Annotated in this window: 12 protein-coding genes and 1 pseudogene; 10 read left to right on the plus strand and 3 right to left on the minus strand. The window is 53.9% G+C overall.

The annotated features are described in order from the left end of the window. Positions 1 to 30: 30 nt before the first annotated feature. Complete coding sequence (locus tag FHS09_RS02860) at positions 31 to 2,649, plus strand: serine/threonine-protein kinase (RefSeq protein WP_183456499.1); 2,619 nt, start codon at positions 31 to 33, stop codon at positions 2,647 to 2,649. A 210-nt stretch (positions 2,650 to 2,859) separates the two neighbouring features. Next, entirely contained in the window at positions 2,860 to 5,388 is a 2,529-nt protein-coding gene (locus FHS09_RS02865) for a serine/threonine-protein kinase (protein WP_183456501.1), read from the plus strand. A gap of 1 nt (position 5,389) precedes the next feature. Here FHS09_RS02865 and FHS09_RS02870 read toward each other — a convergent pair whose 3' ends face one another. Continuing rightward, positions 5,390 to 5,872, minus strand: coding sequence for a hypothetical protein (locus FHS09_RS02870; protein WP_183456503.1), 483 nt, complete (start codon positions 5,870 to 5,872; stop codon positions 5,390 to 5,392). Positions 5,873 to 6,557: 685 nt separating this feature from the next. On the opposite strand from FHS09_RS02870, the gene FHS09_RS23045 reads away from it, so the two are divergent. The 5 genes from FHS09_RS23045 to FHS09_RS02890 all read left to right on the plus strand — a co-directional run bounded on the left by FHS09_RS23045 (position 6,558) and on the right by FHS09_RS02890 (position 11,912). Next, complete coding sequence (locus FHS09_RS23045; protein ID WP_281383056.1) at positions 6,558 to 6,686, plus strand: hypothetical protein; 129 nt, start codon at positions 6,558 to 6,560, stop codon at positions 6,684 to 6,686. A gap of 769 nt (positions 6,687 to 7,455) precedes the next feature. Beyond that, positions 7,456 to 8,445: a transposase gene (locus FHS09_RS02875; protein ID WP_183456504.1), complete on the plus strand. Its 990-nt coding sequence runs from the start codon at positions 7,456 to 7,458 to the stop codon at positions 8,443 to 8,445. A 1,010-nt stretch (positions 8,446 to 9,455) separates the two neighbouring features. Beyond that, positions 9,456 to 11,102 carry a DNA/RNA non-specific endonuclease gene (locus FHS09_RS02880; protein ID WP_183456506.1) on the plus strand — a complete coding sequence of 549 codons (1,647 nt, stop codon included), beginning with the start codon at positions 9,456 to 9,458 and terminating at the stop codon, positions 11,100 to 11,102. Positions 11,103 to 11,104: 2 nt separating this feature from the next. After that, on the plus strand, positions 11,105 to 11,497 hold the full coding sequence (locus tag FHS09_RS02885) for a hypothetical protein (protein WP_183456508.1): 393 nt from the start codon (positions 11,105 to 11,107) through the stop codon (positions 11,495 to 11,497). A gap of 31 nt (positions 11,498 to 11,528) precedes the next feature. Then, complete coding sequence (locus FHS09_RS02890) at positions 11,529 to 11,912, plus strand: hypothetical protein (protein WP_221191760.1); 384 nt, start codon at positions 11,529 to 11,531, stop codon at positions 11,910 to 11,912. 299 nt (positions 11,913 to 12,211) lie between these two features. On the opposite strand, the pseudogene FHS09_RS02895 reads toward FHS09_RS02890, so the two are convergent. Next, positions 12,212 to 13,766: pseudogene (locus FHS09_RS02895) on the minus strand (IS3 family transposase). Positions 13,767 to 14,061: 295 nt separating this feature from the next. Here FHS09_RS02895 and FHS09_RS02905 point away from each other — a divergent pair. The 3 genes from FHS09_RS02905 (at position 14,062) to FHS09_RS02915 (ending at position 15,178) form a co-directional block, all read left to right on the plus strand. Next, positions 14,062 to 14,583 carry an SMI1/KNR4 family protein gene (locus FHS09_RS02905; RefSeq protein ID WP_183456510.1) on the plus strand — a complete coding sequence of 174 codons (522 nt, stop codon included), beginning with the start codon at positions 14,062 to 14,064 and terminating at the stop codon, positions 14,581 to 14,583. Between the two features lie 6 nt (positions 14,584 to 14,589). Further along, positions 14,590 to 14,769: a hypothetical protein gene (locus tag FHS09_RS02910; RefSeq protein ID WP_183456512.1), complete on the plus strand. Its 180-nt coding sequence runs from the start codon at positions 14,590 to 14,592 to the stop codon at positions 14,767 to 14,769. 148 nt (positions 14,770 to 14,917) lie between these two features. Next, complete coding sequence (locus FHS09_RS02915) at positions 14,918 to 15,178, plus strand: hypothetical protein (protein ID WP_183456513.1); 261 nt, start codon at positions 14,918 to 14,920, stop codon at positions 15,176 to 15,178. Position 15,179: 1 nt separating this feature from the next. On the opposite strand, the gene FHS09_RS02920 is transcribed toward FHS09_RS02915, so the two are convergent. Continuing rightward, complete coding sequence (locus FHS09_RS02920; RefSeq protein ID WP_183456515.1) at positions 15,180 to 16,544, minus strand: IS4 family transposase; 1,365 nt, start codon at positions 16,542 to 16,544, stop codon at positions 15,180 to 15,182. Positions 16,545 to 21,750 lie beyond the last annotated feature (5,206 nt).

A 21,750-nucleotide genomic window follows, 5' to 3' on the forward strand; every position in this document is an offset into this window, starting at 1 on the left:
ATAACTGATCATTGGTCACTGACAACCGCCATGCCAACAGAACAACCACCTTTCTACATCGGACGCTACCTGGTCACCGGCCGTCTCGGCTCCGGCGGCATGGGCGTGGTCTACCTGGCCACGGACGAGCGCCTGGGCCGCCAGGTGGCCATCAAGCGACTGGTGAAGAATCCCAGCAGCAGCTCCGCGCACCTCAGGATTCGCCAGGAAGCCCTGCTGCTGGCACAGCTCAACCACAGCAACATCGTGCAGATCTACGATGTGGTGGAAGAGCGGAACGACGTGGCGCTGGTAATGGAGTATGTGGATGGCTGCTCGCTCACCTACTGGCAGCGCGAGCGCAAACCGGGTCTGATCCAGAAAGTCCGGCTGCTCAAGCAGATCTGTAGCGGCCTCTCCCGGGCCCACAGTATCGGCATCATTCACCGCGACCTGAAAGCCGACAACATCCTGATCGACAGCGACAATACCGCCAAGATCGGCGACTTCGGCATCGCCAAGAACTGGCGCGAAACCAGCGACCTCACCCGCGAACAGCACATCGCCGGCAGCTGGGGCGCCATGTCGCCGGAACAGGCCCAGGGCAAACCGCTGGACAACCGCAGCGACCTCTTCTCCCTGGGCGTGCTCGCCTACCAGCTGCTGTGCGAACAGAACCCCTTCGGCGACTGCGAAAGCCCCTATGTGCTCGTCGACCGCATCGTCAACAGCCAGCACCCGCCGGCATCGAAACTCAACCCCGAACTGCCCGGGGCCCTGAGTCAACTGCTGGATCGGCTGCTGGCCAAGGACCAGGCCCAGCGCCCCCTGAATGCCGCCTCGGTGGCTGCGGAACTGGAGGCCATTGCGGCGAGCCTGGAAAACCGCAGGTCCGGTTTCAGTGGCAGCCGTACGGTGACCATCACCGCCGAGGATTTCCACCGCCGCCGGCAACGCAAGCCGGCCACCGGCAGGGCCTGGATCGGTATCGCGGCGGCCGTCGCCGGCCTGCTGCTTACCGCCGCCGCACTCGCCCTTCTGCTGCCGAAGATCTCTTCAACCAGTGAAGGGAAATATATAGCCCTGGTATCCCCGGCAACCATGCCCGAACAGAGCCGGGAAGCGCGCTTATTGGTGCAGAGCGCGCTCAACGCCATCAAACACGGGCTCTCCAACCGGGACGGCCTCTACCTGGTGCCCTATTCGGAATCCCAGGCATTGCGCGGCCAGCCCTTGGAGCGCCAGGCCCAGGCGCTCAACGCACAATTGCTGCTCAACCCGGACTTCTCCTGCGGTCCCACCCTCTGCGATCTCTCCCTGGAGCTGATCGACAGCGAAGGGCTGTTTGTCGTGGCCCACCGCAGCCTTTCGCTGAACCTGAATGGCATCAAGGGAGGCTTCGAGCAGACGTTGCAACAGGTCAACTACCTGCTGCCTAAATTCCCCCCTCGCGACAGGGATCCGAACCTCAGCATCGGGGAAGAGGACTACCGCCGCTACCTGGAACTGGAAACGAACAGTTTCGATTACCGCACCGCCGAAGTCACCGAGGAAACCCTGGATGCCCTGGAAGAGCTGCGGGAAAAGGCCCCGCTCTTCCCCCCCATCTATGAACTCTACGGCAAGCTGGCCTACGACCACCGCTATACCAATCGCAACACGGACTCCATCGAGCGGTTGGACAAGTTCCTCGCCAAGGCGCCGGGGCAGATCGCCGGCACAACGGAAGTACTTGGGGCACGGTTGTTCCTGGCCAATGCGCGCTACGACTGGCAGGAAGCCGGGCAGGTCCTGGCACAGCTGAAAATGATCATGCCGGACCCGGCCCGCTACTACTATATGGAAGCCGTCTACCACCACCTTCGCGGCGACTACGACCATGCGCTGAATGCCGTGGACAAAGCCCTCGCCATGCGCACCAGTATCACCCATCTGATGCAAAAAGCGCTGACGCTCAGCTACGCCGGCGATATGGCGGCGGCCATACCCTACCTGCAGCAAATTCTGGAAATTGACGGCGACTATACCGACGCGACCTCCCTGCTCGCCGCCAACGAACTGGACATGGGCCGCACGGGGGAGACCATCCGCCTGCTCGGCACCGTCAGCCCCGACCGCCTGAGCGCCCTGGACCTCTACAACCTGTGCACCGCTCACTACCTGGAAAAAAACTACGTCGAGGCCGACCACTGCTTCGACGAACTCTACATCGCCCTCCCCAGCGATGTAGAGCCGCTGCTCTACCGCGCGGAAATTGCCCGGGAACTACAACAACCCGAAAAAGCCCGACAGCTGAGCGAGCGCGTCGTGGAACTGAACAGGGACCGCGAGGGCTGGGACAACCAGCTGATATTGGCACTGGCCTACGCCCAGTTGGGACAACCGGAACGCGCGGTGGAAACCCTGTTCAAGATCCGCCGCGACGCCCCCGACGATATCTACGTCAACCACATACGCGCGCAGATTTACATCACCACGGAGGACCTGGTCTCCACCAAGGCCCATATCCGTAAAACCCTGGAATTGGGACAATCGCCCATCTGGTACCACACCAGCCGCTTCGCGAAGGTCTGTACCCATAGCGGCTTTGCCGATCTGTACAAGGAATACCCTGCCCTGTGCCCAGAGGGAATACAAAACACCCAGATAGCAAGACAACAGAAAATATGACTGTAGGAGCCTGCTTGCAGGCGAACAAATCGCCCGGAGCGATTTAGCGCAGCGCAGCGAAGCTGCCCGAAGGGCCGACCACAGAGATGCGCTCGGCAAATGCAAAAATCCGGGCGAAGTGCGACAATACGCGCCGCAAGCAGGCTCCTCCGAAGTAAAACAACGCGGGACAGGCAGCCCACCAAAGCCCCGAAACAAGAATAAACACCCATGGAAACCGCCGAACCGGAACAGATACAGTTAGGCCGCTACCGGCTGGGCCGCACCCTCGGTGCCGGCGGCATGGGCGTGGTCTACCTGGCGCAGGACACCAAACTGGACCGCCCGGTGGCCATCAAAAAGCTGCGCCGCGACGCCACCAGCGCGTCCGCCCGCGGCCGCATCCAGTCCGAGGCCCAATTGCTGGCCAAACTCAACCACAGCAATATCGTCCAGCTTTACGACGTGCTGGAGGAGGACGACGGCATCGCCCTGGTGATGGAATACGTGGAGGGCACCACCCTGCGCGAGTGGATGCGCGAACATATCGCCCCGCTGCGGGAAAAGATCGGCCTGCTGATGCAGATCTGCGATGGCCTGGGCGAGGCCCACGCCCTGGGTATCATCCACCGCGACCTCAAGCCCGACAATATCCTGATCACCAATAACGGCGTAGCCAAGATCACCGACTTCGGCATCGCCAAATCCCAGGACCAGCAGGACCTCAACCTCACCAAGGAAGATCACGTGGCCGGCACTCTGGGCGCCATGTCCCCGGAACAGATCCAGGGGAAACCCCTGGACCTGCGCAGCGACCTGTTCAGCCTGGGCACCATCGCCTACGAACTCCTGTGCGGCACCAAACCCTTCGACACCGGCGAGGGGAACTTCCTGGCCCTGGCCGGCCGGGTGATCAACGAACCCCATACCGCGCCGCAACAGGCCTGGTCGAAAATCCCCGAACCGCTGGCGGTGCTGCTGGACAAACTGTTACACAAGGACCCCACCCAGCGCCCGGAGAGTGCCCAGCTGGTTTACGATGCCTTGGAATTTATGTATCGCGTGGGAGAACCGGATGCGGATACCGAGGAGTTCTCGGCCACTATCACCCAGCTGCTCAGCAAGCCGCGCAATAATCACTGGCGTAAGGTTGCCGCGTTTGCCGTGGCGGTTGTTGTAATCGCGGGTGGTGTTTGGGGCTGGAGCTATCTGAATCGGCTAGAGCCGCAGTATATTGCCGTGCTGCCCGCGCAGATTGAGGGGGAGGCGCCGGAGCTTACTGATACGCTGGTGCGGCAGGCGCTGTCCAGTTCTGTGGGGCATTTGAAAAGTAGTGCACTGGTGGCGTTTACGCCGAGGCCTGAGGAAAGTTTGGAAGCGCAGATTAAATCCTTGCGGGAGAAGGGGGTGACTGATGTGCTGGTCCCGAGCTTGGAATGCGCGCGGACCCGGTGTGAAATTGAAATACAGCTATTGGACGCTGCCGACAGTCTGATCAGGAACCAGACCAGCTTTGCCTTTTTGCCGCAGAAGCGGCAGGAGTCTGAGTATCAGATTAGTGAGGCTGGGGCGCATTTGTTTGAGCAGGCCTATCTCAAGCATGAGGCAGAACAAGGCCTGATGAGTGATGACGATTATCAACGTTATCTAAAGATAGCAGCACGACTAGATAATAAGGACCTAAAGGAAAATGATCTTAAGGTACTAGGAGAATTGATTCTACGCTACCCAGATAATATTAACCTCTATCGAGCACATGCTAGCGCGGCTGCCAAGCTATATGTGGCATCAGATAATTTCTCGCACATCCAATCTGGACTCGCGATGCTTGAACGTGCCCGGACACATAACATCGATAAGATTGTGGTCTTAGAGCTTGAACTTTGGCTACGCAGTTACGATGGCAACCGAGAGGCTTTTGATCAGCTTCTAAGTAAACTACAAGCTTTAAATTTCCCTCCTGCACAATTGATTAACAAATATGCTCGGTTTTTGTATATACAGGGAGAGTATCAAGACGGAATTAAATATTCTAGCAAGGCTGCCGAACTAAACCCCTCCGCTGAGAACCTCTACCTGATCGCCTTAAACCAATTTGGGAGCGGCAACTACCAAGAGGCAGAGAAAACCTTGACCAACAGCATCGCAAGCCATCCTGAGCATTGGACATCCTATGCCACGCTGGGTGCTATCCATGTAGAAATGGGGAAATATACAGCTGCAGAATCGACCATAAACAGTATTCCACCACCTTTTCGCAACTGGAGAACCCACTCCAATTTGGGAGTATCTTATTTTCTACAAGGTCGCTATGAATTAGCTCTAGATGCGTACACTAATGCACTGAGAATGGCACCGGACAATGTATTACCTTTATACAACATAGCAGAAATATACCTCATCCTAGGAAAGGAAAATCAAGCAGAGAAGCACTTCAGAAAAATCAGCCAGATTACAGAAGAAAAGACTGGAATTAGGGATAAAAAGTATCGGTCAATAGCGCTGGCTTACCTAGGAAGAATTCAAGAAGCTATTTCTCTAGCTCACCATCTAAATCAAGAAATAAAAGATGACACTTTAATAAAGTACTTTTCGGCACAAATATTTTCTTTAGCTGGAGAGCCTCACTCTGCCAGTATATATATAGAACAGCTGTTAGAGCAGGGAATGGGTGCAGATTGGTTTTCCCTGCCAGTCTTCCACAAGCTCTGCACCCAACCAGCAACCTCAAAAAAAGTGACAAAAGCCCTCTGTCACTGATTTATTCCGGTTCAACTTCTACTGCCGGGTCAGCAGATTTGTATTTTTGGCCATTGTATCTGGCCACCCAACAATACTTATATTTACGCCTGCACCCATCTTCCTTGTGCTTCGGGTCAAGAAGCACATACAAAACCTGTGCATTCTCATCACCGATATAGGACTGAAATTCGGAGAAACAGCGCCGATGCTTCGGCCGCTCACAGAACTGGATACCGGGCAGGCGGTAGCCCCACCCACAAGCCTTCCAATCCCACTCCCAACCAACTCCTTCCAGGGTAAACTTCAGCTCCGCGCAGCCGTAGCCATGCCCTGATCCGTCGATACTCTTGAACACTGCCACAATATCATCGATCTGGTTGCCGCCGGCATCCTCAATCACCCAGACCTTCCCCTCATCCGCCACTGGCTTGACGGTAAACTCATAGGTCACCAGTTCCCCACTATTCACATCAATGGTTTTTGTTTGTGCTGGATTCAGCATCAGGCATTCCTCCCTAGTATCAATATTATTTTCGCGCACCGGGAGCGCGCTTGTGTTTATTGTGCCCTGTCAGAGGACAAAACGGCAGGACCAAAGTCGCCAACCTGGGGCAGGAGCGGCCGGACACGCCGTTTTGGACAGCCGAGGCCCCCCTCAGGGCGGGGGCCCCACAGATGGCCCCGAATCAAAAAACGCCGGCAGCAATCGCGTTACTGCCGGCTCAAAATGATGGTCCCAACCATCAGACGGTTACAACAACACTATCAAGAGCGAAGGGAGCATCCGTGCCCCGCGGCCAGGCCCATTCCCAAGCTGGGAGACGTAGACTCTGTGTATACCCAGCCGGCCTGGCAATTCAGCTGGCACTGAAGGGCTTCCTACCCGAGCCGCGCCATACACGGCACGGCATCCGGTCCATCGGGTGCGGTATTGAGGAGTGCCATAGACCGGCCGTCTGCACAACCCGGCGGCGCTGTGGCCCTCAACCCGAGGCGCTACTTTACGGATAAACCGATAACAGGTCGATCACACGCCATTACACGCCATTACAGGTTTGGTGGCTTTTTAACCACTCTCAGCCGGCGAACGATCTTTTGTAGGATGGGCAAAGCGAAGCGTGCCCATCAGTGGCCCCGACCCAGGACTATCGACACGCTTTCGCTTTACCCCATTAACAAGGAGCTGCTTGTATATCGCCAGCGCGCTGCCGCAGGGTGCCGAACTGGTGGTGCTGAGCTACCAGGAAACCCTGCGCCTGGCGATGGTTGGATTAAGCACGCACGCTTCCGCCAGTGATTGCGTATCCCCTGATTGACAGAGGCCACAGGGACCATTTCACAGTTTTATTTTTTTTGCGGCGTGCAGGGGTGACTCGGCCGGGCAAAGCAGGTAGTCTTTTATGGTGAGCGCGCCGGCAACCCCTGTTTTCAGGGAGCACGGGCAGCTCAGATATCTATCCAAACCGCAAACCCAGAATAAAAGGAGCAGTGCTATGAAAGCCAAGTCTCAGGTGAAAGCCGGCCCAGCTGTAGAAATAGATCCGCTATAGGTGCAGCCGCTGCGCAACCACTGAACCCTGAATCTCAAAGAAAAGGAAAATTGCCATGAAAGCCAAATCTCAGGTAAAAGCTGGCCCGAATGTAGAAGTAGAGCCGTATTAAGCACCGTTCCAGACCGGCTATTGAAGAGATGGTCCGGCAGTTGCCGGATCGTCTCAACCCCATCCTCCACACCTCCACAGACTTTCCGGCATATTAGCCCCTTCCTGCAGATTCTGGACACCCACCAAACCAGATTCTGAACCAAAGCAATTCTGGACACCCATCAAAAAATTCTCAGATTCTGGACACCCACCAAACAAAAAGCATATGGCGCCAGCCCTATTGAAATGCAGATTCTGGACACCCACCAAACAACACCCAGATTCTGGACAACACCCAGATTCTGGACAACACCCAGATTCTGGACAACACCCAGATTCTGGACACCCACCAAACAAAAAGCATATGGCGCCAGCCCTATTGCACCCTGTCCGGATCTACGCAAAATACTGGTTATCCATCCACCTACATAGATAGCCACCTATGGGACTCCCACGCAAAGCACTGATATCTCTTGAAGCCACTCCTTACTACCACTGCGTCTCCCGCTGCGTGCGCCGCGCCTTTCTGTGCGGGCGGGACGAGCGCACAGGGCAATGCTTCGAGCACCGCCGTCAATGGATCGAAGACAAGTTGTTGGAATTGTCCCAGATATTCGCCTTGGACATCGGTGCCTATGCGGTGATGAGCAATCACTACCATGTGGTACTCCACGTGGACGCGGCGCAGGCTGCTGCCTGGGAACTCCGCGAGGTAGTGAAGCGTTGGCACCAGCTGTGCAAGGGCTCCCCCCTTTCCAACCGCTTCGCCCGCAATGAGGCCCTGGATGCCGCCGAACGAGCCAGGCTTACGGAGTTGGCGGAGGTCTGGCGGGCACGACTCATGGATATCAGCTGGTTTATGCGTATGCTGAACGAGTCCATCGCCCGCGAGGCTAATCGGGAGGATCGGTGCACCGGCCGTTTTTGGGAAGGCCGCTTCAAGTCCCAGGCACTGCTGGACGAGCGGGCTCTGGCTGCCTGCCTGGCCTATGTCGATCTGAACCCGATTCGCGCGATGATGGCCGAATCGCCGGAGACATCGGACCACACTTCCGTCCAGCAGCGCATCAAAGCCGCAGAATTCCGCCGACAACCGCAGGCGCTGTTTCCGTTTGTTGGCAACCCCCGAGAGCCCATGCCAGCGGGGCTACCCTTCAGGCTACAAGACTATCTGGAGCTGGTGGATTGGACCGGGCGATGCCTGCGCGAAGATAAGCGCGGGGCCATCCCCGAACAGTTGCCGCCGATTCTCGATAGATTGCAGATAGATCCCCAGCACTGGCTCTATCTCAACCGTAACTTTGAGAGCCGTTTCAAGACGCTGGTGGGTTCCGCCCATGCCCTTCGCCGCGCCTGTGCACAGCTCGGCAAGTGTTGGGCACAGGGAGTCCGAGACTGTGAACGCTATTTCTCTCCACCTACCGTTCCCTGAGCTTTTGTTTTTCCTGTAAAGAACGTCTTTCCAGGTTCACTGCTAGGCTTCGCAGCATCTCGACGATGTTATTTGATACCACTGCGCAAAGCCTGACCGGCCCCCATGATTCACGGAACCCGGACAACGGTAGCTTCCAATCTATTTTCCGAACTGTGAGACGAACCCTGGGTATCCGAGACGGACTGTGGGTATACGGTGAGGTGAACTTCGGTGAATGGTGGGGGTGCTGTGAACTTGCGAATTATCAGTTTTGCCACTCCGCTTCAAACCCGATCTTTGCCAGCGCAGCACCCTATCAGCTTCTAACTCGGCTTCGGCCAAAAAGAGAAAACGGCAGGACAGCCGTTTTGCACAGCCGGAGGCTGCCCGCAGGGCGAGGGCCATGGACAAATCCGCAGGATCAGATTTGGGCAGCTTCAGTTGGCCGAAGGCCGAGCCACAGGGATGTGGCGAGCCATTGCCCGAATGAAAAATGCCGACAGTGAACAAATCACTGCCGGCTCAAAATGATGGTCCCAACCATCGGACGGTTACAACAACATTATCAAGAGCGAAGGAGCATCCATGCTCCGCGGCCAGGCCCAATCCCAAGCTGGGCAGACGTAGGCTCTGTGTATACCCAGCCGGCCTGGCAATTCAGCTGGCGCTGAATGGCTTCCTACCCGGGCCGCGCCTGTGCGGCACGGCATCCGGTCCATCGGATGCGGTGTCGAGGAGAGTCCATCCATAGACCGGTCGCCTGAACAACTGAGCGACGCTGTACTCCTCAACCCGGGCGCTACTCTACGGATAAACCGATAACAGGTCGATCACACGCCATTACACGCCATTACAGGTTTGGCGAATTTTCAACCACCCCTCCTCTGTAGGAGCGGCCGTTGGCCGCGATCGACCTCCCCCAACACCCACAACTTCCATTCTGAGACCAAGTTCGATTGATCGAGCCACAAACTTTGCCTTACCATCGCCATCAACCAGAGCAACCATAAGACACGGACATGTCGTACTTGAACATTGAGAATCGGCAGGGGGTACGCTTTCGCGTAAGAGAAGGATGGTACTATCCGCCGCATCTCCCTCAGGGCTTCACTGAGCATTTTGTCGACCTGCCATTGCTGCAGAGTTTCGACGATGCGGTACTTGAGCAGGTCTGCCAAAAGTTTCTCGGCTTCGCCCAAGAGCTCCCCGACCCTACCAATCCCCATTACCGGCGCCAGTTTGAAAGTACCCCCCTGCTCGATCCCTACGCGGGTGCGCCGGCCTTTTTCAGCGACCCGGGGAAAAGAATCTACCTCGCCCTGACCCAACAGCGCCTGATCATCGAGGAAAATCCCCCCGGCGAAGAAGAGCTGGCCGAACAGCAATCCCAACTGCTGCAAAAGATACGCATGGCCCTCCGGCAGATCATCGCCCAGGAAAGGGCTGAGGCCGCCCAACATACGCAGAGGCTGGCCCAGGAATCCCACGTCAACCGCGCCCTCATCTACACCGGCGCCTTTTTCAACGGCCTCTGGAACGCCGGCGTCGACCTCGCGAAGTGGGTCAAAGAGGTCAGCGACGTCGTTAGCCCCACCCAGCACCTCCTGCGCAGCATCCACGCCAGCCACCGTGCCCTGCAGCGCAACCGGGAAAACGGCGAGAACATCCTCACCGCCTATGTCGATGAACACCTGAAGGGGGAAAAGCGCGAGCTGGTGCAAGCCCTAGGCTTCGATCCCAGCGCCATTACCCGGGAACAATTCGATCAGGCAATGGAAATCGCCGATCTGGTTTGGGAAAGTCCGGCCCTGCGGGCAGATCTCATTCGTTTTGCCAAGGACTACGTCAACGCCCAGCACGCCATAGAGCTCACCAACCTCTCCGGCAGCGCCGCCTTCGAGATCCTGTTCACCATCGTCCTGGCCGCCGTCACCGCCGGCGCCGGCCTCGCAGCCAGCGCCGCCAGCCAAGCCAGGCACCTTGCCAAATTCCGCAAGGTGGGTGACTTGTTGATGGAGTTTGCCGAGCACCTCAAGAAAGTAAGGCAACGACTGAAACGCAGCAACCCCGGGGATAAGGACAGAACTGCGTCTTATAGCGACCTAGAAGTTGAAGAAATCGTGGATTCAAAACCCACTAGCAATAGCTCTTCAGCCACCTCTACCTCAAGGATAAGAAAGGTTAAGGAGACTTATAATGGTAATGAAGCCGAATGGACAATTGATGAGCAGGGACGACCGACATCTGTCGAAGCGACTTTGTCCAAATCGGAGAAAGGCGGTGTGCGCTCTTCCGCAGAAACAAAATTACAACAGGAAGTCGGAGGGGACACACGCTTAGACAGCGATGAGGGAGGTCATATTATTGGCCATCGCTTTATGTCGGATCAAGGTGAGAAAAACTTGTTCCCTCAAAATTCAAACCTCAACCGCGGCGCCTACAAAAAAATGGAGAACGAGTGGGCGGATTGGACCAATGAAGGGTTCGAAGTTAAACTGAAGGTCAGCTTAGAGCCGCCCGGGGCCGAACGCCCTACAAACATTATTTCAGAATATGAAGTGATTGACCCAAAAACAGGCGATATTGTATTTGACCGACGACATAACTTTTCGAACTCAGCCGGAGAAGCCTTTGACAGAATACCCAAAGCAGATATGCAATTCTATGGGGAATAGCCATGAACCTTGATAAAAAATATATTGAAGACATAGGGTCACTAGTTCTCAATTGTAAAAAGGTACTTGAGAACGAATGGACAGAACTCTCAGTTGTGTTTGACGTTTCAGAAGGCCATATAGCAAATTCTGGATTTTTATATAATGGAGAAAAGGTGAGGCCAATTTCTCTAAGCATAGAGAACAATCCCCTACTCCTGGATAACAAGATCTATGAGTTCCAATCTGCCGTAGCCGATCAATGCGGCAGCAAGTTTAAGCAGATTTTAATTCAGATGGAAAACGAGAGGCAGAAGATAAAAATAGATTTTGAGTTCGACAATCCCGATCGCTGGAAGATCGTGCCTAGAAAACTAAAAGAAATGCGCGAGGCACTGCGACCGAATTTTTCATAAATCTGACACGATCGAGGATTTCACCAAGAAAATGGAAAAAGTTCTAGACTTAGGCTTCATCGACAAAGAAAGAAATATACCTGGAACGTCTATTACAGAAGGCAGGGAGTACAAATATATAATCTGCAACGGCAAGATGGATATAGCAGCCTTATTTATGAAAGTCGTTCGAAAAATAATCCCTCAGATTGCTAAAAGCGGCGGTATAATAAATGAAGACTGCAGAATAACTTTACCTTCTGGAGAGTGTTACTTTGCCGTTTCTTACAAAGGCGACATTAGTGGGTGGCGCCAACAGATTGAACGAGGAGCTGACGCTTTAGGATTGTTAGTAGCAGAAATTTCTCATGATAAGCTCATACTTAGTGACCGCAATAAAGTTTTATTATCAGAATGCAAAATCAAATTTGATTAAGTCTTCACCCGCTATTAAAAGCTTAGCTACTTCTCTCTTTTTGTAGGAGCGACCCATCACCAAACACAACTTCAGACACGGACATGCTCTTTCCTTCGAGCAACAGTTCCCCGATCCTACCGTTCCCCATTACCGGCGCCAGCTTGAAAGTTCGATCCCTACGCAGGTGCGCCGGCCTTCTTCAGCGGCCCCGGGAAAAAAATCTACCTCGCCCTGGCCCAACAGCGCCTGATCATCGAGGAAAATCCCCCCGACGGAGAAGAGCCGGCGTTTTTCAAGATAGTTGTCGCCTTTTTTCGTTACGCTGCGACTTCGCTTTCTGACTCTTCTTTCTGTGGATTCAATGCCACGGACCCTACCGGTGTCCAGTCCCTTGTCTCTCCAGACCAGCGCGATGGATTTCTCTCTCTCTCGCCAGCTTGTAGACTTTCTCCCGCCCGGATAATAGGGCCACGTCCTTGCCGTCATGTCTGTCCGCCGGGGTGACATACTTGATGCCACTATGCAGATGCTCGTGGTTGTACCAGTGCATAAATCTCTCTACCCACTGCCTCGCCTCGTCCAGTGAAGCAAAGCCCTCCGAGGGCCAGCGTGGACAGTATTTCACCGTGCGGAACAACGATTCCGAGTAGGGGTTATCGTTGCTCACCCGCGGGCGACTGTGCGAGGCTTGGATGCCCAGATCGTACAGCTTGGCCTGCAAGGTCTGCGACTTCATCGGCGCGCCGTTATCGGAGTGCAATACCGGAGGACTGCAAAAACACTGCTCCCGCAGCATGGCCCGTTGTATCAGCACCGCCGCATGTTCGCCGGACTCGCTCTCGTGCACCTCCCAGACCACGCCCTTGCGGCTATAGATGTCTTCCACCAGATACAGGTAGTAATACAGTCCCTTCACCGATGACGGCAAATAGGTGATGTCCCAGGTCCACACCTGGTTGGGCGCCTCGGCCACAAAGGTGGCGGGAGCCTTGCGCTTCTTCTTGGACTTCGATCGTCCGCGATGATGCAGTTGGTCCGCATCCTTTAAAGTCCGATAGAAGCTCGATTCTGAGGCGATATACTCGCCGCGGTCCGCCAGCGTGGGCACTATCTGGCCCGGCGGCTTGCTGGCGAACTCCGGTCTGTTGCACATATCCAGAATCGTCTGCCGTTCCTCTTCCGCCAGCTTGTTCTGTGCCTCTGGTCTCTGTGCACCGGGGCGCTGGTCTTCTTGCGACGCCCCTTCCGCAGTCCAGCGCTGCAGGGTACGCAGGCTGATGCCCACTTCCGCGCAGGTCGGGGCTTTGCGAGCACCCGCAGCCACGGCTTCCTCTATCCATCCAATCAGTTGTCGCCGCTCCGGGGCCGGGGTCATTCTTCCCCGCTGTCCTCTCCCCAAAGGGCATTCAGCTTTTTTCTCAACACCAGCAGCGCTGTCATTTCCGCGAGGGCCTTCTCCTTTCGGTGAAGATCCTTCTCCAACTCCTTGATGCGCTTCTTGGCCCGCCGGGCCTCTTCCCGCTCCTGTTTGCGACGCTCGGCATCGGTCAGTGTGCCCTGGATACAGGCCGCTCTCCAGGCCTGTACCTGCTCCGGGTACAGCCCCTTGCTGCGACAATATTCACTCAGCGCGGCTTCGCTGAGGCTGGCGGTTTCAACGACGACCGCGAACTTGGCTTCCGCCGACCAATCTTCGCTCTGTTTACCACTGCCCGGCACCGGTATACCCTTCTCTTTGGCTTGCTGGCGCCAATTGTACAGGGTGCCTTCGCTGATGCCTTCTTCCGCCGCGATCTCCGGGATGGGCCGGTTCTCCGGCGGCAGCAGCTTCTTCAGCACTGAGGCTTTGCGTTCTGTGGAATAACGGGGCATTTGCTCCTCTTTACCGCCCCCTGTCTTGGCTTCTTCGGTTCAGTAGAGGCGACAACTATCCTGACACAGAGGGGCCGAACAGCAATCCCAACTGCTGCAAAAGATACGCATGGCCCTCCGGCAGATCATCGCCCAAGAAAGGGCTGGCCAGTAAGAATGCAGCTAAAAACTACCTAAAAGAAATTGGCGTCACACCTCATCATCTCGACAACCAGACAATACAGTTTATACCAACCAAACTGCATGGAAATATACCACATATCGGATCGGCCTCAGATCTCCGAGGAGGATTTTAATGGATACTATAACATTTGATGGCCTTGGAGCCAGAGAGTTATTAGAGAGCTCAAAGAAAACTTTCGCTATAGAAAATGTACAATCTGAACTGGACTTTAAATTTCCACCTGAATACTCGACCGTTCTTGAGGAATTCAAAGGGCCAATAGTTTTCAATAACGGAGCCACATTTAAACCAATTCAAGAAACACCTGTTGATTCGGAAAATGGTTTTCTGTCTCTTGAAATACTGTATGGATTAAGGGGAAATTCAAACCTCATTGATAAAAATAATATGTATAATGAACAGATCCCTTCCAATTTAATCACTATCGGGGAATCATCTGGAGGCGACCAAATATGCTTATCATGTAAAACTGGAAAAGTATATTTTTGGTATCATGAAGCCAAAACTGAAGAATATTCAGCATATGAAATATCCAATAATATTATTGAATTCTTCAGTTCATTAAAGAAAGATGATGAACAGCATGAAATAAAAAAAGACATCGATGAATCAGGATCTTTCCTAGAATTTTAAGAGAAAATGCAATTTACTACAAACCTACTTATTGACGTCAAAGATAGCCACATTCAGGAAATTGGCAACTTTATTTTGCAATACAAAAAAGTTGTTGAGCATGAATGGCAGGAAATTTCATTTGTTTTTGATGTAACAGATGGCCACATGGCAAACTATGGCAAACTATGGCTTTTTATACAATAATGATAGCATTCGACCAGCGACTAAGGTCAATGGAAAAATTAAGATTGATTTTGAATTTGACAATCCTGACCGCTGGAAAATATCTCCAATACACTATAAAAAAATGCAAAAAAATTAAAGCCAAACCTATCACAACCAAAACAGCCGCGTGAATATATCAAATGATAAAATTAAGAATATTGGTAAACTGGTTCTGCAATGTGAAGATGTTGTCGAAAACGAATGGGATAGCCTTTCCTTTGTTTTCGATGTTGCAGAGGGAAGCGCGTCAAACCCTGGGTTTCTTTACAGGGACGAAAAGGCAATTCCTGCAACTTCGGAAATAGAAGATAAGCCTTTAGTGCTGGATGACACCATTGTAGATCTTATAAATGAAATCGCCAGAGAGTACGGACATGAATGGCACTAAGTTAAGCTTTCTTGGGGTGGCCACACTTCCGGATTTTCTCCCTAGCAACTGACCTTGGCTCGCTCAGCAGCCCGTAGGGTTTTGGCCTTCTCTTTACGCGGCGCGGCTCTACTCTGCCCGGCCTTTTGCCAACGGCAATACCGGCGATAAGGCCGCAAAGGCTATCCAGATCGGCGTCATTTCTTCTCGGGCCACTCACAAACACCCGCCAGAGTTGCAGCGTATGCTTGAAGCTGATTTCCTTTGGCAATATACCTGCCAGCGTTGCCGAGCGGTTCATTAGCCAACGAACCAGGTTGTAGGCCAGAAGGTGCACCCAGATCTCCTTGATTACCATCTCCGGAGTCTTACAGCGCAGAACGTCCATTCCCAGTGTGGTTTTTATCTCTCTCAGATTGAGTTCGATCTGCCAGCGGTCCTTGTACAGGTCGCCCAACTGCTTACGTGGTGCCGTTTTGTCCGATAACAGCGTGGTAACCAGTACCTTTTTGTCGACCTGCAACTCCCTGATAGACAGGCTATCGGGCAACAGTTCATACCAACTCGGGTCCATCCATTTGGGCCTTGCAGGCTTGCGCCATTCAACAACATGATCCTTGGAGCCAAGGCTTCGCCCTTTGCGGAAGTCCGTCCGGCGCCCCGCGTGTTGTTGCATGACGACATCAACGCCGCGTGACTGCAATTCTGCAATCAGGAAGTAGGAGGCGTAATAACGATCGGCAACGACGATGTCGCCCTCGGTAAAGGTATCCAGTATCTCTCGCAGAAGGCTATGCTCTCCAGTTCCTTTACCTTGAAAGGGCGCATAGGCCACGTTGAGCAAAGCTCCACTGCCGTAGGCAATGATGCCCACCAAGCGCGCAATAGGAAAGCCTAAACCGGGCTCCTGTGTAGCCTGCTGTGGAAATCGAGCTTGGTTCTCGGCGGTGTCCGGCATAGAAACCGTGGTGCCATCCACCAACTTGACCGGGCGTCCATGCCAGCGCCATTGTTGGGGCGTATTATCATCAATCATGCCTCCCAGTTGGCGAGTCAGGCGAACTACCATGTTGAGCGGCAGGCGCTGGCGTGCTTGGCAGTAAGCACTGGTATTTACCGCACTCACCCACTCGTGTAGGCGGTCAACAGCGATTTTGTTGACGACTGACTGGCAGGAGGCGTCTGCGTCGAGCGCTTGGGAGAGGAATGCTCCCAAGGTGACAGTTGGAGTAAAAACTCGCTCACGGTGCTCCGGTTGCTCTTCTTCGATGATCTGAAACAAGGACTTGTGCTGGAGCGCTGAACCGATCTGGCTGAAATCAGTGCTGGAGGCACAGCGAGTAATGGATTGCTGTTGAGCGTGGCGGAGCTTGCGGGTACTATCCATGAAACGGGTGGTTGTTGCGATTTTTGTTTTGTTTGGCGACTGACATTATATCGCAAAAATCACCCGTTTTTCGTTTTAAATCAATGAGTTACGCCTTAACTTAGTGCCATTCAGTACGGACATGAATTCTGCCAAATACTCATTCAACTGGAAAATGAAACTGAGAAAATAAAAATAGACTTTGAATTTGACAATCCGAACCGCTGGAAAATAGTGCCAAGCAAGCTAAAAGAGATGCGCGAAGTACTGCGACCGAACTTTCCCTGAGCCTCTTACGCGCAGTTGATCCGGAAACCCTGCGGCAACTGCGCCCGATCTACACTGCGCTTTCCAATGGACTCTGAAACGCCGGCGTCGACCTCGCCAAGTAGGCCAAGGAAGTCAACCCCACCCAGCGCCTTCTGCGCAGCACGCCAGCCACCGTGCCCTGCAGCGCAACCGGGAAAACGGCGAGAACATCCTCACCGCCTATCTCGATGAACACCTGAAGGGAGAGGTTCCGGCTCTGCTGGTGATGAACGAGCGGAAAGTCTTTGACATGCTCGACTCCGACCTGAACCAGGACGGCGAATTTCTACCCCGTGACTTACCGATGGCAGAACAGGATATATCTTCAATCCGCGCAGGCGCCCTACTCCGCCAGAGCCTCGGCTTATCCGGAAGTAAAAAGGCCGGCAGCAACCGAGTTACTGCCGGCTCAAAATGATGGTCTCAACCATCGGACGGTTACAACAACACTATCAAGAGCGAAGGGAGCATCCTGCCCCGCGGCCAGGCCCATTCCCATACTGGGCAGACGTAGGCTCTGTGTATACCCAGTTGGCCTGGCAATTCAGCTGACGCTGAATGGCTTCCTGCCCGAACCGCGCCGCAAGGGGCACGTTATCCGGTCCATCGGATGCGGTGTCGAAGAGTGTCTGTCCCTAGACCCGCCGCCTGAACAACCGAGCGACGCCGTACTCCTCAACCCAAGCGCTACTCTACGGATAAACCGATAACAGGTCGATCACACGCCATTACACGTCATTACAGGTTTGGCGGCTTTTTAATCACTCAAAGCCGGCGACCGATCTTTTGTAGGATGGGCAAAGCGAAGCGTGCCCATCAATAGCCCCGCCACAGGATGATCCACACGCTTCGCCCTGCCCAACCTACCAAGGAACCATCTGTATATCGACCGCGCGCTGCAGGGCGCCGAACTGGTGGTGCTGAGCTACCCGGAAACCCTGCGCTTGGCGATGATTGGATTAACCAAGCACGCCGCACCCGCCGGTGATGGCGTATCCCTGATTGACAAGGTGTCACAGGGGACCATTTCACAGTTACGTTTTTTTGCGGCTGGCAGGATGACTCGGCCGGCCAAAGCGGGTAATCTTTTGTGGTGAGCACGCCAGCAACCTCGGTTCTCAGGGAGCGCAGGCAGCTCAGGTATCTATCATCCAAACCAAACATAATAGGAAAAACGCTATGAAAGCCAAATCTCAAGTAAAAGCCGGTCCGGAACTACAGATCCACGGCTGATCTCCAAACCGCAAAAAGGAGAAGTGCTGTGAAAGCCAAGTCTCAGATAAAAGCTGGCCCAAAACTGAAGATCCAACCAGAATGACCTCTCAAACCCCAAGCAGATAAAAGGAGAAATCCCATGAAAACCAAATCCCAGGTTAAAGCTGGCCCGGATCTGGATATCCAAGACGATTAACTCAAGCCGCAAACCAGACAAAAGGATAAATGCCATGAAAGCCAGGTCCCAAGTGAAGGCAGGCCCGGAACTGCAGATCCAAGATTGACCCATTAAACTGCAACCGGATAAAAGAGGAAGTGGCATGAAAACCAAATCTCAGATAAAAGCCGGTCCGGAGATCAAAATCCAACCCAAAACTTGACGTCCAAACCGGCTATTGAATGGGTAACTCGGCAGTTGCCGGGTCACTTCCTCCATCTCACACCGCTATAGACTTTCCAGCTTGCCTCTTTCCCTACAAGGTCGAGCGCCATTACTGCTCCCATCCACCGAAATAGCACCCAAGCAAAAGCGGTCGTGGCTGTGATGGGCCTGGCTGGCGTAGCGTACACCGATCGCGGCCATGGGCCGCTCCTACAGATTCGTCCCTCAGTGCTTTTATTCCGTCGGGTATTGGTAAAAAATCTCCCTCTCACTTAGAATCCGGTCCTTTGATGAGCACAGCAAAGCGTGCCTCCAATGGCCCTCGCCATCCGGGGCTCGGAAACGCCGCGCACAATCACAAAGTAATTAAAGAACGCGCGCCGCGTTATTGACAGGGCCCAAAAGATACACAGTTCTCGTTTTTGACGATCAACGGGAGTGACTCAGCAGGCCAAAGCGGTTAGTCTTTTGCGATGGGCACGCTGGCAGCCCCGTTTTCAGAGGTGCTGGCGGCTCGGGTGTGTATCCAAACCACAAACCAACCAAATAAAAGGAGGGATGCCATGAAAGCCAAGTCCCAGGTAAAAGCCGGTCCGCAACTGGAAATCCAAGACGATTAACTCTCAAGCCACAAACCAGATAAAAGGAGAATGCTATGAAAATCAAATCCCAGGTAAAAGCCGGCCCGGAACTTCAGGTCAATAATTAACCTATCGAACCAGAAAAAAAGAAAATGCCATGAAAGCCAGATCTCAGATAAAAGTCGGCCCGGATCTGCAGATCCAGGACGATTAACTCTCAACCGCAAACCAGACAAAAGGAGAAATGCCGTGAAAGCCAAGTCCCAGGTGAAAGCAGGCCCGGAACTGGAGATCCACGGTTAACCCCTTAAACCACAAATAACAGGAGAGACGGCAATGAAAGCCAAATCCCAGGTAAAAGCCGGCCCAGAGCTGCAGGTTCAAGATTGATCTATCAAATCACAAACCAGACAAAAGGAGAAATTCCGTGAATGCCAAAACTCAGGTGAAAGCAGGCCCTGAACTAAAGGTCCACGATAAACCGTAAACCAGATATAAGAGGAGAATCTCATGAAGACCAAATCCCAAGTAAAAGCCGGCCCGGAACTGCAGATCCACGTTTGATTCATCAAACCTCGAACTGGATAAAAAGGAGAGATGCCGTGAAAACCAAATCTCTGGTGAAAGCAGGCCCGGAACTGGAAGTCAAAGCATGAACGTCAAATCCCAGGTAAAAGCCGGCCCAAAACTTGACGTCCAAACCGGCTATTGAAAGGTAACCCGGCAGTTGCCGGGTCACTGCCTCCATTCTGACTCTGCCCTAGACTTTCCAGCATATTTGCTTCCTTCCCACCGAAATAGCGCCCAGTAGAAGCGTCCATGGCCACGATCGGCCAGGCTTGCTTAGCGCACGCCGATCGCGGCCATGGGCCGCTCCTACAGGGTGATGCATCAATGCCTTTATTTCGGAGAGCAATGGTAAAAAATCCCCCCATTGCCGGAGAGAACCGGATAGCCCGGAGCCCGAAACAGCAACCGGAATCCCTGCTGCCCCGACGGGAAGTAGTAGACAACAACTGGCGTAAGCCCTGCACAGGACGTGCCCATCTTTCGGGCGTGGATGCCACGGCTTATGACGAGTTCGCTGGGATATAGAGCCGGTGCAAAGTCGGACACTTATTCTGGAGTCTTGCACTGATCGGATGAGGAAGGTTGAGGAAACCCTTGGCCAGTCGGAAGTAAAAAAGCCGGCAGTAAGCAATCTACTGCCGGCACAGTTGATGGTCCCAACCATCGGACGGTTACAACAACACTATCAAGAGCGAAGGGAGCATCCGTGCCCCGCGGCCAGGCCCGTTCCCAAGCTGGGCAGACGTAGGCTCTGTGTATACCCAGTTGGCCTGGCAATTCAGCTGGCGCTGAACGGCTTCCTGCCCGAGCCGCGCCGCACGCGGCACGGTATCCGGTCTATCGGATAAAGCGCTGAGGAGTGTCCATCCATAGACGGCCCTTAACAACCGGGTGGCAACGCCGCTCCTCAACCCTGGGCACTACTCTACGGATAAACCGATAACAGGTCGATCACACGCCATTACACGCCATTACAGGTTTGGCGAGTTTTTAACCAGAACCTGCCGCTTAATCTCTCTGTAGGAGCGGCCGCTGGCCGCGATCGGTCTCCAGCATTCCGGCACAGGACGATGGACATGTCTCACATCCGAAGCCCGGAAACGCTGCGCCTGACGGAAACTTGTCAAAAGACATGCAAATTCCACCGATGATTCCCCATGCTTGATTGAAAGAGGAGCGAGGATCATTTCACAGTTTCTTTTTTTGGCGATCGACAGGGATGACTCGACCGGGCAAAGCGATTAATCTCTTGCAGTGAACCCGCCAAGCCGCCCGGCTTCCAAGAAACCCGGGCGGCTCGGATATGACTCAAACCACAAATCAGGTAGAAGGAGAGACGCCTTGAAAACCAAGTCGCAGGTAAAAGCCGGCCCGGATCTGGACATCCACGACACCGACTGACCCCCTCAAACTACAAACCAGATAAAAGGAGAAATGCCATGAAAACCAAGTCTCAAGTAAAGGCTGGCCCGGAACTGGACATCCACGGTTGACTCCTCAAACCGTAAACCAGATAAGAGGAGAAACGCCGTGAAAACCAAATCTCAGGTAAAAGCCGGTCCGGAACTGGAAGTCAAAGCATGAAAATCAAATCCCAGGTAAAAGCTGGCCCGAAGTTAAAAATAGATCCTCCAGCGTAAGCAGTGCTTCAGACCGGCTATCGAAGGGGCGACCCGGCAGCTGCCGGATCGCCTCAGCCCCATCCTCCAGCCTCCATAGTCTTTCCGGATACCCTTTCCCAAAGGGCGAGTGCTATTACTGCTCCCATCCCAGCGAAACAGCTCCCAAGTAAAAGCGACCAATCCATCGGTACCAGGGGATGCGACCATCCCTTATTGAACAATCAAAGCTTTCCAATTCTCTGAGCAGGAGCGACCCATGGCCGCGAGCTGCCAGGCAGATCGCGGCCATGGGCCGCTCTTACGGGGTGGTGCATCAATGCCTTTACCGATAACAGGTCGATCACACGCAAATTACACACCATTACAAGTTCGGCAAGGTTTTGACCACTCGCAGCTACAACCGACTTTCTGCAGGATGAGCGAAGCGTGCCCATCAATGGCCCCGACATCGGACGAGCACTTCGCCGCCCAAGGCTCGGAAACGCCGCGATTGGCGGCGGGCTGAGTAAAAAGTATGTATCTTTAGCGATGAGCGCGCTCTTTAACAG

It is taken from the genome of Microbulbifer rhizosphaerae (assembly GCF_014191725.1).
Lineage (GTDB): Bacteria > Pseudomonadota > Gammaproteobacteria > Pseudomonadales > Cellvibrionaceae > Microbulbifer > Microbulbifer rhizosphaerae.

Bases quoted from the DNA above. Each gene is read 5' to 3' on its own strand.
- FHS09_RS02860 (WP_183456499.1), top strand. From the start codon at position 31: ATGCCAACAGAACAACCACCTTTCTACATCGGACGCTACCTGGTCACC.
- FHS09_RS02865 (WP_183456501.1), top strand. From the start codon at position 2,860: ATGGAAACCGCCGAACCGGAACAGATACAGTTAGGCCGCTACCGGCTG.
- FHS09_RS02870 (WP_183456503.1), bottom strand. From the start codon at position 5,872: ATGCTGAATCCAGCACAAACAAAAACCATTGATGTGAATAGTGGGGAA.
- FHS09_RS02875 (WP_183456504.1), top strand. From the start codon at position 7,456: ATGGGACTCCCACGCAAAGCACTGATATCTCTTGAAGCCACTCCTTAC.
- FHS09_RS02885 (WP_183456508.1), top strand. From the start codon at position 11,105: ATGAACCTTGATAAAAAATATATTGAAGACATAGGGTCACTAGTTCTC.
- FHS09_RS02890 (WP_221191760.1), top strand. From the start codon at position 11,529: ATGGAAAAAGTTCTAGACTTAGGCTTCATCGACAAAGAAAGAAATATA.
- FHS09_RS02905 (WP_183456510.1), top strand. From the start codon at position 14,062: ATGGATACTATAACATTTGATGGCCTTGGAGCCAGAGAGTTATTAGAG.
- FHS09_RS02910 (WP_183456512.1), top strand. From the start codon at position 14,590: ATGCAATTTACTACAAACCTACTTATTGACGTCAAAGATAGCCACATT.
- FHS09_RS02920 (WP_183456515.1), bottom strand. From the start codon at position 16,544: ATGGATAGTACCCGCAAGCTCCGCCACGCTCAACAGCAATCCATTACT.